Below are 13810 nucleotides of genomic sequence, written 5' to 3' on the forward strand. Positions count from 1 at the left end.
TCCCACCGAGAGAACCCGAGCCATGTCATTGAAAGCCAGCTTCATCTCGATTGCGGCGCTGTGCGCACCCCTGGTGATGTCGTCGCCCGCAGCCGCCCAGACCGCGGTCTCGCCCGCCGAGGCGCGGGCCGTGGCGAAGGACGCCTACATCTACGCTTTCTCGATGCTCGAGAACTACAACACCATGTACAAGCAGCTGGCGGATCCTGCGGGGCGCGAGTACGTGGGCGGCTTCGGCAAGTTCCGCCACTACTCGCAGCTCTACACGCCTGAGAACCGCGACGTGGTGACGCCCAACAACGACACCCCTTATTCATGGGCGTGGCTCGACTTGCGCGCCGAGCCCTGGGTGGTCAGCGTCCCCGCCGTCGCGAACAAGCGCTACTACGTGCAACAGTGGGTCGATCTGTACACCTACAACTTCGCCTACCTGGGGTCGCGCGCGACCGGCAATGAAGCAGGCAGCTACATGGTTGCGGGGCCGCACTGGAAGGGCAAGCCCCCTCCCGGCATCAAGAAGGTGTTCCGCTCCGAGACCGACATCGTCATGACGCTCACGCGCACCGCGCTCAACGGCCCGGACGATATCGAGGCCGTGAAGGCCGTGAAGGCCGTGCAGGCCGGCATGCGGCTCGAGCCGCTGAGCAGCTTTCGCAAGACGGCCGCTCCGCCGGCCGCCCCCGCCGTGACCTTCCCGCCCTACGACGCCGCGAAGGCACGCTCGCATGATTTCATCGGCTACCTGAACTTTCTGTTGCAGTTCACGCAGCCACCGAACAAGAGCGAGATCGCGTTGATGAAGCGCTTCTCGACCATCGGCATTGGCCCGGGCAAACCCTTCGACGCATCGACAGTGCCGCCCGAGACGCTGGCCGCGATCGACGCCGGCGTGAAGGACGCACAAACCGCCATGGCCGAGAAGGTGAAGGTGACGCTCTCTTCCAACGGCCTGTTCGGCACGCGCGCGGACCTGAAAAACGACTACATGAAGCGCGCCATCGCCGCAGAGATGGGCCTGTACGGCAATTCATTGGTGGAGGCCTGGTATGGCGGCTATGTCGGCGACGGCAGCAAGCCGTCGACCATCCATTTCGCACCTGGCCAGTTGCCGCCCGCGAAGTTCTTCTGGTCGATGACCCTCTACACCTTGCCCGACCGCTTCCTCTACGCCAACGAACTCAAGCGGTACTCGATCGGCGACCGCACTCCCGGCCTGAAGCGAGATGCGGACGGTGGCCTCACGCTCCATGTCGGTCACACATCCCCTGGCCCCGACAAGGAGTCGAACTGGCTGCCGGCCCCTGACGGTCCCTACAGTGCCGTGGGCCGCATCTATGGTCCCAGCAAGGAGGCGATGAACGGCACCTGGAAGCTGCCGCCGCTGGTGCCAGTGGCGGCAAAGTAGCACTCGCGTTTTCCGAAGGGGACCGTGAGCCTCCTGAGCGTTGGCGTTTTCGTGCTTGCCATCTTCGCCTCGCACATGGCCGGTCGCCGGATCTCCCGCTACCAGGCGAACGCCTCGCTCACCCGGCCACTGGCCGAGCCTGGTCCGGTTGCGTGTAGTCGCACACCCCCTCGGGGAAGATGCGCTTGAGCTGCTCGATCTGCTGGGCAGGGGGCGCCGAATTGCCATAGGTTCCGTCAGCCAGAGCCTTGTCCACCGGCTTGAGGGCGCAGCGGTAGATGCCGCCCTCGATCGGTGCACCGGCCACGGTGCGGGACGTGCCGTACAGAGGAAAGCTTTGCGTGCATGCACCTGCGGCCTGACTGTCCAGGATGCCCGCCCAAACGCCGCCACCCGCGCTCATGCGTTGACCTTGCAGGTTGAAGCAGGCGTCCACTGCATCGCCCGGCTTGTTGCCGGCGATCCCGCCCGCAGGGTTCTTGCGCATGTTCGCGAGCCATTGGTCCATCACGTCAAGCGCCTGCATCGACTGGCTCGCCTTGGGTGTGCCGGGCGCGGTGTCGGTGAACCACAAGACCAGGTTGTCGCTGTGGCCCATCTTCTGCAGCACACGCTGTCGCACCGCGAAGGACTGATGGCTGTTGTGCATGTCCAGTTCGCGCTCCATGTACTGCCGATGGTCGATGGCCGGTACGTCCAGGCGCCCCGTAAACACATGTCCCGAGGTGTAGGCGGCCCGCATCGCCAGCGGGTCGCCGACCGTGCGCGGCGCCGGTGCATCCGCGGTGGCCAGGCGCATGTTGCGACGGCTCCATGGGTCGAAGTAGCCGGCTTGCGACAGCGCCTTGTTGATCTCGGCCTGCGTCGTGCCGAAGAAGGGGAACCCCTCCTGAACCATGTCGCTCGGATGCTTCCAGCCGCCCACGTGCCAGTTCAGGTGCACGAATTCATCCATCGTGATGTGGCCCGCTCGCAGGGACTTGAGGCCGTATTGCACGCCCACGTTGTCCCAGGTCGGTCGGGCTGCGCCGCTGGGGTCCACGCCGTAGACGTTGCGCAGGTCGTCGTAGTGGGTCCAGCGGATGGCGGCGATATCGCTCTGCGGTTCGTACAACTGCTGGTTGGGCGCTTGACCGTACCAGGGATTCATCGACAACGGCGTGAGGCCGCGCCACGCCGGCACGCATTCGGTGGTGCCCTTCGCGGTGCTGTATCCCAGTGCGATCTTCAGCGGCGCGAGCGCATCGTTCACGCGCGTGTTCGGCCCGCCGTCGGGGTTTTCCTCCGCGTTCATGCCCACCAGCCAGCTGCGGTTCTTGGTCACGCCCCACTTGCCGTTCGTGCGGTCGGTCGCGTCCATGTAGTGCTCCAGCAGTTCGCAGTCGCCAACGTGGATGGTCTGCGTGACCATGTCGGGGTAGCTCTGGACGGGCAGCAGGCCGTCGAGCACGCCTGGGTTGTTCTGCGCGATCATGTATTGCTGGATCGCACCGCCCGAGCCGCCCAGGCCGACGGTGTAGACGGGCGCGCCATAGCGCTCGATGAAGCGCTCCTTGGTCATCATCGCGGTCTCGCCGGCGAGGTTCATGTTGTAGTGCGTGCCGGTGTTGTTGCCGCTCGAATGAACGATCGCCCAGCCGCGGCCGAGTACGTCGAGGTTCATCGAGCCGCCATGCACCGTGCCCTGGCTGTGACCGATCGCCACGCCGCCCTGGAACCAGTAGAGCAGCTTGCCGTTCCACAGGGAGGTGTCGGTCTGCGCGCCGTTGTCGGCGGCCGGCATGGGCGCGAGCATCGCGATGCTGTAGAGGAAGCGGTTGATGCTGCCGATCTCGCGCCGCACGACAAAGTCTACCGTGCGGCCGTCGGCCAGCGTTGCCTGTCCCATGTCGGTGGGGCGCGTACCGTCGGCCGGCAGCGGCTTGAGCGCGCCTGCCGTGCTGCGGTACTGGTAGCTGACGAAGGTGTCGATCGAGCAATCCTGGCTGTAGCCCAGCAAGGTGCCTTGGGCATCGCGAACCGGGTAGCCCGGCGGCACGGCGCTGTCCACGCGCGGCTGCTTGCCGACCGCGGCCTGGATCGTGGTACACACAAAAGGTGTCTGCTGCGGCCCGGTGAACATCGGGCCGGTGATCGGGTGGTTGGTCAGCGTGAGCTGGTCGCGGGCCTGTCCGTTGCCGCTGCGATGGCGGACCTCCAGCGAGTTCTTCCCCACCTTCAGGCCGCTGATCACGCCTTCGAGGCCGTCTGCGGTTTCGGCGAGTTTCACCTCCAGGCGCGTGCCATTGAGCCACAAGTCCAGCTTGTCGCGCAGGCCCGGCGCGGCTCGCACCTCGATGCGCGCGTCGCCGCCCGAAATGAACTCGGGCGCGCTCGACAGCACGCGCAGTCGAACGCTGTTGCCTTGCTCCTTGTCGTTCTGCGGTTTCGCCTGCTGCGCGGCGTTGGCGTCGGCGCTGCTCTTCAAACTGCTTGTGCCGCTTCCTCCGCCCAATCCGGAGCTTCCGCCACTGCTGCCTCCGCCGCAGGAAGCCAGCAGCACTACACACACGGCCGCTGAGGCCGTGAGAACCTTGGATGTCATCGCGTCTCCTCGGGCACGCAGGCCCTTGTTGTCGTTGCCAGAGCCGTATGCCCGGCCCTTGGCTGCGGTTGCTCGCGTACTGCACGTGAGCCGCGCGAAGGCTAGACGCTTTTTCGTCGCGTGACCATAGGTTCCGATTCGGATGACGGGGCCGTGGAATCGAGCGACGCATCAGCGCCACCCGTCTTGCGAGCCGCTGCGTGCCGGGGCATCGCGGCGCGAGAAAGGCGCACTCCACAAGAACGGCCCTTGCGGGCCGTTCTTCATGTTCGCTTTTGGAACTCAGCGCCCGTCGCGATCCGAGTCACCCGGGATTGCACGCTCCACGCTGTCGCTCAGACGCTGCCAGGCGTCGCGCGTGGCATGCCTGGCCCGTTCCCACTCCAACGTGGACCGTCCGCGCGCCGTGCCCCAGTCGCGGCCCAACGCCGGCTCCACCTCGTCGAAGGGGCGGTCGGGAAAGCGGGCATAGGAATCCACGCCGTAGCGGTAGGCGGGGGCGTAGTCGTCGTAGCTCGAGCCGCCTTCGACGTAGGGGCGCCCGGCATAGTTGTCGCGCCAGTAGGTGTCCTCGGCAGCCGGATCGGCCTTGGCGACACGGCGGCCGGCCAGTGCGCCGGCGACAGCGCCGACGGCGGCGCCCACGGCAGCGCCGACGGGGCCGGTCATGCCGCCCACGGCCGCGCCCGCTGCCGCGCCGCCAGCCACGCCACCGGCCACGCCGCCGACGACGGCACCGACGCCGGTCGCGGTGGCGCTTGAATCCGTGTCGCCGGCGACACGGGTATCGTTGGGATATGCCATTGATGTCTCCTTGAGAGGGTTGCAGGGACCCCCAAGGTGCGACGCCATCCTGCGTGCATCCAGTCCCGCCGCGCGTGATCTCGCGTCGGAGGCTGCGCCCTCGACATGCATGCGGTGGACTACAGGCCAGGCACGCGCTTGACGCCAGTGCGGTGCGCGACTGCGCTTTGCAGCGGCCCACAAGTCGGCCGTCACTGACAGGCGCTTGCGCTTTCCCCTGAGGCACCAGGTGCGTTCGCGAGACCAAGGTGGTGGTTCACAGGAGCAAATCCATGAACACCCCTCGGAAGTACGCGGACAACGAAGAGCCGGAATTGGGCGCTGAAGAGTCGATCCCGCTGGACGGCAAGGATCCCGAAGGCGAGGAAATGATGAAGGATCTGGGCCGCGATGAGACGAAGAAGGCGGGGGCGGAGGAGAAGCCTGATCCGCTTCCCGAGCAGTTTCCGGCCAGCTGAGCCGCAGACTGTGGTCATTCACCCATCACGCACAGCCAGTGCCACTGCACGACGCGATGACTGCAGTACTTCGCGACTATGCGGTTGACCTGGCCCGTGGGGTCTGAGGGATCCCGGCGCCGGTCGACCCATTGCAGCGCCTCGTAGAGGTCGTTCGAATCGCCCGCCAGGTCGTACCTGTCCAGCAAGGCGTTGCTGAGCTCGACATTGGAAAGTTCGTCGCCGGTCGCAGCCTGGTTGCGCAGTGCATCGAAGTGGGAAGGCGCGTCGCTGGACGCGTCGCTTGGGTGGGCCACGGGGTGCCTGATCGCTGCATCGACACTCCCGGCCTGGCCGCGCCAGAACAAGACCAGCAGGACGCAGGCGAGCAGCGCCACGACGTAGCGCGGCGAGCCGCGGGTCGCGGCCGCGTTCAGGTAGCGAAGGGATCGGTCGAACATGGACGAGCGCTCCTCAGAGCACAGGTGGCATCGAGCGGCGCGTCTCCTGCGCGCGATCCCAGGCCACGCTGCGGCGTTCCAGGTCGGCCGGATCGGAGGCTTCGGCGAGGTAGCGGTCGCGCGCCAGCTGTGCGTCGGCTCCGGCCACCCACTGGGTCACCTGAGCGACGGCCTTGCGCAGTTCCCCTATCAGCGCCGAGGCGTCCGGCATGCGGTTTGTGGTGTCGCGGCCGCCGTCGAAGACGTCGAAGCCGGCGTCGGAAGGCAGTAGGGGCTTGGCGGTGTTCATGGCGCTGTCCTTGTGTCGATCAGCGATGGCTGCTCGTTGGACGCATGGTCGTCATGTTCGCGCCGCCCGGCGCGCCTGCGTTCAATAGTGACCGGCGAGCCCTGCCGTGGCCCGCCTCGAACCTGTGCCCTACTTCTCGTAGCGCACGACGCCGTCCCACCGCGACAGTTGGGCCGGCTCTTCAAGCTGTCTGCACTGGGCCTGCAGCCAGCGCACGCGGGCGTCGTCCGCGCACCCGAGCGCGCCGATCGCCGCCTGGAGCGCCGGCAGGTCGGCGGCATGGCGCAAGCCTTCCAGCCTGCGCAACAGGATTTCCCACTGCGCCGCATGGCCAGGCGACGACAGGCCGCGTGCGGGATCAATCACCTCGTAGACATCGAAGAGGGTCTCCATCCCGGTCAGGGCCACGCGCGCGGCCCGGACGAAGGGCGTGCGCGTCGCGTCCAGGAGCTTGGCCACCTCTTCGGTGACCAGCAATGGCGCATCGAGCCGGCCGGGCTTGGTGAGTGCCTCCACGCGCGACGCGCAGTTGACCGAAGTGCCCAGCAAGCCGTATTTGAAATGCCGGCTCGACGTCATCGAGCCGGCCAGCACCTGCCCCTTGGCGATGGCGATGCCGCAGACCGGACCCGACGGCGAGTCCAGGGACTGCAGGGAGGTGGTCTTCAGCTGCTCGATGATCCGCAGCGCGCAGTCGACGGCCAGCTGGGCCTGGTCGGCCTGCTCGAAAGGCACGCCCCAGGCGGCGAAGCAGCCGTCGCCCTGGTAGTCGATCACGGTTCCCTCGTGCGCGAAGACCTCGCGCGAGACGACGTCCATCATGCTTCGAAGCTCCTTCTGCCACCGGAGCAGGTCCGTCGCCGCGGCCTCCGTGGAAAGGCAGAAGCCGCGCAGATCGAAGATCAGCGTGGTGGCCTCCATGACACGGGGGTCGCCTTCCGCACTCGATCGGCCGCCGGGGCGCATCAGGAGGTCGACCACCTTCGGCGAGAAGTACTGGGCCATATGGGCCTGCCTCTGGGCCACCAGGTGCTGGCGCGTCAGCGTGCTGACCAGGCTCAGGTAGCCGGCCGCGATGTCCGTGTTCTCGATCGGCAAGCTGCGTTCGCCGACGACGTAGAGCACGATCGGCGCACCGGCGGCGCTGCGTTCGATCAGGCAGGCCCCGACCGTGCGGGTCGTGTCGTGCACGGTGGCATCGATCGCGTGCGAGCTTGCGTGATTGAAGAAGGCGACCGAGCCATCGAGCTGGAGCGCGTCGCCGATGACTCTGCGGCTGAGCACCGGCGCGCGTTCGCCGTCGCGCGAGCAGGTGGCGAGCATGCGCGACGAGGCCATGTCCTGCGGATGCGCCTCGACCACATAGGCCGAACTCACGGCCGGGGACAGCACTTGCACCAGGAAGGCGCAAGCCTTCTGCAGCACCTCGCCTTCGGCGTGCGCCTCGCCGAAAAGCCGGGGCAGCGCCAGCGCCGACTGCAGCATCAGTTGCGGGTCCAGGGTCGCGAAATTCACGGCCGTCAGCTTGAGCGCGGTGGCCATCGTCTGCTCGATCTGGCCGCCGAGCTCGAGCACCTTCAGGCGCAGGGGGCCGACCCGCAATTCGTCGTGCAAGCGCAGCGCACAGCGCTGGCCGGGCCCGAGCTTCATGCCGTTGACCAGGGTTCCCACCTTGCTGTGATCCTCGACCACCCAGCCTTGTCCGGTCGGAACGAGCCGCGCATGCAGCCGGGACACGCTGACGTGATCGCCCTCGACCTGGATCTGGCAGTCGGGCGAGCGTCCGATCGTCACGGGTTCGGCGGTGTTGAAGTCGAGCCGCTCGACTGCGCCGGCAGCCGTCGCTTGCAGGATCAGGCGCATGGCAGGTCCTGCAAGGAAGGCGCCGGAAGTGCATCTTCAGGAAAACCCGGTGATGGGTCACTGTCCGCGCTGATGTTCATTGATAATCATTTAAGCATCCATGGTCGTTGCGAAGGCGTCATGTCAGAAAAAAAAGAAAGCGGGCCGGCCCGTGTCGATCTCACTGTCGAGGGGCATGGCGGGTCGTTTCTGGACATGCTCGCGCAGGCCTCGCCGGTGCCCGAGGCGCGCCTGCGGGGCTCGGGCTTGCGGCCGTTGCCTGGCACCAGCCTCCTCGACGGCAGGTTCGCCATCCGGCGCCAGATCGGCGAGGGTGGCATGGGCGTGGTGTTCGAAGCCTATGACGAGCTCAGGCGCAGCGCCGTCGCGATCAAGACGCTGAGCTGGCTCGACTCAGGCAGCGTCTACCGGCTGAAGAACGAGTTCCGCTCCCTGGCCGAGATCCGCCACCCGAACCTGTGCCGCCTGCACGAGTTGTTCAGCGACGAGGGCTGGTTCTTCAGCATGGAGATGGTGGACGGCGAGCGCTTCGACGCCTGGGTGCGTCCCGAGGGGCGGCTCGACGTGCAACGCCTGCGCACCGCCCTCGCGAAGTTGCTGGACGGCGTGATGGCGATCCATGCGGCCGGCATGCTGCACCGGGATCTGAAATCGTCGAACGTGCTCGTCGACAAGGACGGCCGCGTCGTGGTCCTGGACTTCGGCCTGGTCGTGGACGGACATGCCGGCGCCACCGTACGCCCGGCGGCCGATCTCGGAATCAGCGGCACGCCCGGCTACATGGCACCCGAGCAGACCTGGAGCGCGCCGCACGCGCTGCCGACGACCGCCAGCGACATGTACGCGATCGGCTCGATCCTGTTCACGGCACTGACCGGCAGGCTGCCGTTCGAAGGGCCGCTCGCCGACGTGCTCGAGCGCAAGCGCCAGCAGGCCGCACCGCCCGTGCGCAACCTGTGCGCGGACGCGCCGCACGACCTGGCCGAGTTGTGCGACGCCCTGCTGCAACGCGACCCCGCGGCGCGGCCCGACGCGGCACGGATGCAGGCGGCCCTCGCCCGAGCGAACGCGCCGGACGCGCAAGGCGGCACGGCGCCGCTCGCCGCGTCGGCCACCGCACAGGCGGAACCGACGGGCCCGGCGCCGCGGGCCGATGTCCTGCTCGGCCGGGAGAGCGAGATGGCCGCGCTGCACGCTGCCCATGCGTCGATGCTGGCCGGCCGCCCGGTCATGATGTTCGTCAGCGGCGAGTCGGGCATGGGCAAGAGTGCGCTGCTGCATGCCTTCCTCGACCAGGTGCGAGCCGATGGGCGCTCGGTCGCGCTCGAGGGCCGCTGCTACGACCGCGAGAGCGTGCCGTTCAAGGCCTTCGACTCGGTGATGGACGAGCTCGGCAGCCACCTGCACGGCCTTTCGCACGCGGAAGCCGGCGAACTGATGCCGCGCGAGATGTACGCCTTGGCCCGTCTCTTCCCCGTGCTCGAACGGGTCGAGGCCGTGGCCCGGGCGCCGAAGAAACCGACGCCCGACCTGCAGGATCTGCGGCTGCGCGCCTTCGCCGCGCTGAGCGAACTGCTCGGACGCATGCGCGACCGGCGGCCGCTCGTCATCTTCGTGGACGACCTGCAATGGACAGACAGCGATTCGATCGTCGTCTTCGAGTACCTGTTGAGCCAGCCGGAGCCGACGCCGTTCCTGTGGGTGGCGACCCACCGCAGCGAAGGCGCGAAGGACAACGCGCTGTTGCAGAAGATCCTCGGCATCCCGGCCCGGAGTCCGCAAGTGGAGTGCCGTTCGTTGCATGTGGGTCCTCTGCCGCCGGCCGTGTCGGTGCAGCTGGCGCAGCGGTTGCTCGGCTCGGCTCGCAGCGCGGACTTCGGCGCGATCGCTGCCGAAGGCGGTGGCAGTCCATTCTTCGTCGGTGAACTGGTGCGCCTGGCGCTCTCGGACTGGCGGACGGGGGCCGGCCCGGACCGGTTCACGCTGGGCCAGAGCGTGGACCGGCACATCGGACTGCTGCCCGAGAAGGCGCGCGAGGTGCTCAACGTGCTGGCGGTCGCGGGCCGCCCGATCTCGGCGCAGCTGGCCGTGGACGCGGCCCATGCGACGCACGAAGCGCTCGATGCCTTGCTGTTCGAGCGGCTCGCGCGTACGGCGAGGGTGAGTGCGCACAGCCGCGTACTGGAGTGCTATCACGACAAGATCCGCGAATCGGTGGCCGATGCCCTGGCCCCGGCCGAGCTGCGCCGCGTGCACGCCAGCCTGGCCGAGGCGCTCTCCATGCATGCGGATGCGCAGCCGGAACACCTGGCGCTGCACTTCCATGGCGCCGGCGACGGCCAGCGTGCCAGCGTCCACTACGAGAAGGCGGGCGACGTCTTCGCCGCCGCGCTGGCTTTCGAATTCGCTTCCCGCCAATACCGGCAGTGCCTGGACCTGATCGAGCTCGACCCGCCGCGCTTCCGGCGGGTGCAGGTCAAGCTCGCCGCGATGCTGGCGTCGATGGGCAACAGCCGCGAGGCCGCGGCGGTCTATCGCGCCGCCAGCGTCGGTGCGGCGCCGCAGGAGGCGCTCGACTTCAAGCGCGCGGCGGCGCACCTGCTCAGCACCAGCGGCTACATCGACGAGGCGCGCGTGCTGCTGGGCGAGGTGCTTGCCGCCGTCGGCCTGTCGATGCCGCGCTCGCCGCAGGCAGCGATCTTCGCGGCGCTGGCTTCGCGCTTCATGCTCATGTGCAGGGGGCTGAAGATCGATCCAGCGGCAACGCCCGGGCCGGGCGAGCAGGCCCGGCTGGGCGCGATGTGGTCGGTGGTCCAGGGTTCGGTCGGCAACGATCCGTTCGTGATGGTCGACATGGCGGCCCGCTATGCCCGGCTGGCCCTGAACACCGGCTCGGCGGCGCATGCGGCGCGGGCGCTGTCGATGGAGGCCTACATGGCCAGCTTCGACGGCCCGGGCACGCGCGCAAAGACGGAGCCGATCCTGCTGCAGGCCGAGCGCCTGGCCGCCGAGGTGTCGCAGAACGAACTCACGGGCTGGGTGCGCGAGATCCGCGGCTGCGTGCTGGCGCACGAAGGCCGCTTCACCGATGCCCAGCCGGTGCTGCAGGACGCGCTGGACTGGCTGGGCTCCCAATGCACGGAGGTGCCTTTCGAGCTGGCCAGCACCCATCTCTACACCGTGAACGTGGCGAACCATCTGGGCGAATTTGCCCGGACCTCGACCACGGCACCCGGCATCGTCGAGAACGCCTTGCGGCGCGGCGACCAGTACCTGGCCTGCGGCGTGGTCAGTTTTGCGGCGCCTGCCTTGCTGGCGCACCGCGGCCTGGCCGACGCGGGCCCGCGCATCGGCCAGGCCAAGGCCAGCTACCAGGTCCAGAGCGTCTACCAATGGGCGGACTACCTGATCCTCCTGGCCGACATGAACCTCGCGCTCTACGAAGGCCAGCCGGCGCGCGGCATGCTGCTGGCAGCCCGCCAGTGGCCGGCGCTCCAGAAGTCGCAACTGCTGCGCATGAAGACGGCCTTTGGCCTCGTCAGCTTCTACCGGGCCGCTTGCGCAGTGGCTGCCGCTCGGCAAGGCTCGACCGACGTCGCCGCTGCCATGGGTATCGCCAGGACCACGGCCGCGCAGTTAAAAAGCAGCCGGCTGCCCCACCTGCCCGGCTGGGCCGCTGTGATCGAAGCCGGCCTGGCGTGCGAGAAGCAGCAACCCGATCGGGCATCGGCCTTGTTGCAGGCGGCCACGGCGATCTTCGACGCCACCGGATTGAAGCTGTACGGCGCCGCCGCGCGGCGCAGACAGGGGCAGTTGATGGGCGGCGAGGCAGGGCGGGCGATGTCGATCGCCGGAGAGGCCGTCATGCACGCGCAGGGCGTGATCGACCTCGAAGCGACAACCGAGATGCTGGCACCGGGCTGCCGGGCCCGGTGACCTGGCGCCGGCGCTAGATGCTGATGCTGTTGGGGACCCTGGACGGCACCTGGAATAGATAGGGAATCGGCCGCTCGAGGTTGCGCTGGTGGATCGTGATCTCGGCCTGCGCCAGCGCGGCCTGGAAGGCTTCCAGCGCCTTCTGGGCCCCGGGGTCCGCGAAGTGCGGGTATTGCGGGTTGGCGGCGTAGTGCCCCAGCGCATCGAACTGCACGCTGCTGAGCAGGTACACGAAGGACACGGTGTACAGCGCGACGTCCAGCGGCGGGAGCCACTCCAGAACCTGCGACGCGCGATCGATCTTGTCTTCGTGCGTCGGTGCGGCCTTGTAGATTGCGGCGGCCACGCTGGGCGCGAAGCCCGCGAAGGGGTACTGGCCGTAGTTGACCGACGCGTGCAGGGGGCCCGCGGTGTAGATCATCTGGGCGACGACCTGGGCGAGCTGCTCGCGCGTGCCCAGCGTGGTCGGAAAGCCCGACAGGTTGCCGTGCTGCGGCGAGCCGAGTTCCTGCACCCAGGCCATGAGTTCCGGGTCGGACGCGACCGCCGCGTCGTCCTTGTAGTAGATCTTCACGTAGTCGGCAACGAAGTCCTGGATGGCCTTCCACAGCAGCAAGGTGTCGTCGCGGAACGGGTAGTCCGCCAGTTGGTCCATGCCGCGCAGCGAGAAGATCGTGTCGGGGCTGTTCTCGCCCCAGCGCCAGGCCTTGCGCGCCTCGTTGACCATCTGCAGCGTCCAGTCGATGCGGGCGCCGACGTTGGCCGCCACCACGCCCCCCGGAACGATGAGGTTGTGCGAGGCACCGTCGTTGATGCTGATCGTGAACCGCAGATGCGGCGCCAGCAGCTGGAACAGCGGATGTTCCTTCGCCAGCTGGCGGTGCGTGGCGATGGCAACGGCCTCCATGATCAGGTGGCAATCCCCCAGATGGGCGACCGACTCGTGCTGAATCGCACAGGCGACGTTGACGAAGTACTTGGCGATCTTCCACTTCAGGCGATCGGCATCGTTCGCACCGAAGGCATCGGTCGGGCTGAAGATGGCCGAGCCCGGGACCTGCCCCAACTGGATCGCGATCGGCTGCAACGCACCGGCCTGGCCATGACCTGCGCCATAGACCGGCGGATAGCCCGTGGGAGGCGACGCGTTCCAATAGAACAGGGCGATGGGCGAGGGAAGGTAGCGGTGCTTGCCGTGCAGGTCGCTCTCCTTGGATGACAGATCGCCGTCGCCGATCAGCGCGGCGTAGTCGCAGGCGTAGAGCGTGCCGGCGGCGACCATGTCGGACAGCTTCAAGGTGGTGGGGCCGCCCAGGCTCTCGACGGTCACCGTATCGGGGATCGTCATCTTGGCCTGCAATTCGCGCCAGACCAGCGCCTTGCTGCCTGTCGGCTTGTCGTGCACGACGCGGCGCAGGTTGGTGGTGTTGAAGCCGGCCACTTGCAGGTAGCCGAAGAACCAGTCCTGCTGGCACGGCCTGCCGTCCTCGAGCCGCATCCAGTCCTTCGACTCGATCGCCATCATCTGCGGCTTGGGCAGCGTGACGACCAGCTTCTCGTAGTCCGCCTCGGTTTCGGCTTGGAGGAACTTCGACCGCACCATGTCGAACAGTGTCGACTTCAGGATCGCCGTAGGCCCTTCCTGGACCGCCTCTTCGGCGGCGGCATACATGCCGTCGATCAGCTTCTGGACATCCTGCCTGATCTGGAAGAGCTTAGAGAAACCACCCACCCAGTCCTCCTGAAACTCCTTCTCGAGGAAGTTGAGCACATTCACGGCGAAGTTCTCGGCGATCTCCGCACTGGTCTGCGCGACCAGTGCGTTGTAGGCGGCGCTGAACTCCTCGCCGGCGGGCACGCCCGCGCACATCGGCACCGCATCGAGATTCGGGTAGCTTCGAACGTAGTTGTAGGCCGTGCGGGCCAACGACAGCTGCAATGCGCGCGCCTCCGTCTGCGCATCGGTGGACGGGCTCGGCAAGGTGGGGATGGAGGCGTTCATCGCGCGCATGATAGGTTCTGCGGGTCCGA

The 13810-nt window shown here is 67.7% G+C and carries 9 protein-coding genes; 3 read left to right on the plus strand and 6 right to left on the minus strand.

The window, feature by feature from the left end; genetic code table 11:
* The first annotated feature begins 22 nt into the window (after positions 1–22).
* Entirely contained in the window at positions 23–1405 is a 1383-nt protein-coding gene (locus QTI45_RS15675) for a DUF1254 domain-containing protein (RefSeq protein ID WP_286655033.1), read from the plus strand.
* A 118-nt stretch (positions 1406–1523) separates the two neighbouring features.
* Here QTI45_RS15675 and QTI45_RS15680 read toward each other — a convergent pair whose 3' ends face one another.
* Both QTI45_RS15680 and QTI45_RS15685 read right to left on the minus strand, forming a co-directional pair.
* Positions 1524–3872 carry a DUF6351 family protein gene (locus QTI45_RS15680; RefSeq protein WP_286655034.1) on the minus strand — a complete coding sequence of 783 codons (2349 nt, stop codon included), beginning with the start codon at positions 3870–3872 and terminating at the stop codon, positions 1524–1526.
* 399 nt (positions 3873–4271) lie between these two features.
* The gene (locus QTI45_RS15685; RefSeq protein WP_286655035.1) at positions 4272–4793 is read right to left on the minus strand and encodes a glycine zipper domain-containing protein; all 522 of its coding nucleotides are present in this window, start codon (positions 4791–4793) and stop codon (positions 4272–4274) included.
* A gap of 272 nt (positions 4794–5065) precedes the next feature.
* Between QTI45_RS15685 and QTI45_RS15690 the strand changes: the two genes are divergently transcribed.
* Positions 5066–5251: a hypothetical protein gene (locus QTI45_RS15690; RefSeq protein ID WP_286370642.1), complete on the plus strand. Its 186-nt coding sequence runs from the start codon at positions 5066–5068 to the stop codon at positions 5249–5251.
* 14 nt (positions 5252–5265) lie between these two features.
* On the opposite strand, the gene QTI45_RS15695 is transcribed toward QTI45_RS15690, so the two are convergent.
* The 3 genes from QTI45_RS15695 to QTI45_RS15705 all read right to left on the minus strand — a co-directional run bounded on the left by QTI45_RS15695 (position 5266) and on the right by QTI45_RS15705 (position 7843).
* A complete protein-coding gene (locus QTI45_RS15695) occupies positions 5266–5691 on the minus strand; it encodes a hypothetical protein (protein WP_286655036.1) in 426 nt (141 codons plus the stop codon).
* 13 nt (positions 5692–5704) lie between these two features.
* The gene (locus QTI45_RS15700) at positions 5705–5980 is read right to left on the minus strand and encodes a hypothetical protein (RefSeq protein ID WP_286655037.1); all 276 of its coding nucleotides are present in this window, start codon (positions 5978–5980) and stop codon (positions 5705–5707) included.
* A gap of 129 nt (positions 5981–6109) precedes the next feature.
* Positions 6110–7843, minus strand: a complete 1734-nt coding sequence (locus QTI45_RS15705; protein ID WP_286655038.1) for an adenylate/guanylate cyclase domain-containing protein — start codon at positions 7841–7843, stop codon at positions 6110–6112.
* Positions 7844–7963: 120 nt separating this feature from the next.
* Between QTI45_RS15705 and QTI45_RS15710 the strand changes: the two genes are divergently transcribed.
* Positions 7964–11779: a serine/threonine-protein kinase gene (locus QTI45_RS15710; RefSeq protein ID WP_286655039.1), complete on the plus strand. Its 3816-nt coding sequence runs from the start codon at positions 7964–7966 to the stop codon at positions 11777–11779.
* 13 nt (positions 11780–11792) lie between these two features.
* On the opposite strand, the gene QTI45_RS15715 is transcribed toward QTI45_RS15710, so the two are convergent.
* Complete coding sequence (locus tag QTI45_RS15715; protein WP_286655040.1) at positions 11793–13781, minus strand: lipoxygenase family protein; 1989 nt, start codon at positions 13779–13781, stop codon at positions 11793–11795.
* Positions 13782–13810: the final 29 nt, after the last annotated feature.

Origin of the sequence: Variovorax saccharolyticus (assembly GCF_030316765.1) — a bacterium.
Classification (GTDB): domain Bacteria; phylum Pseudomonadota; class Gammaproteobacteria; order Burkholderiales; family Burkholderiaceae_C; genus Variovorax; species Variovorax saccharolyticus.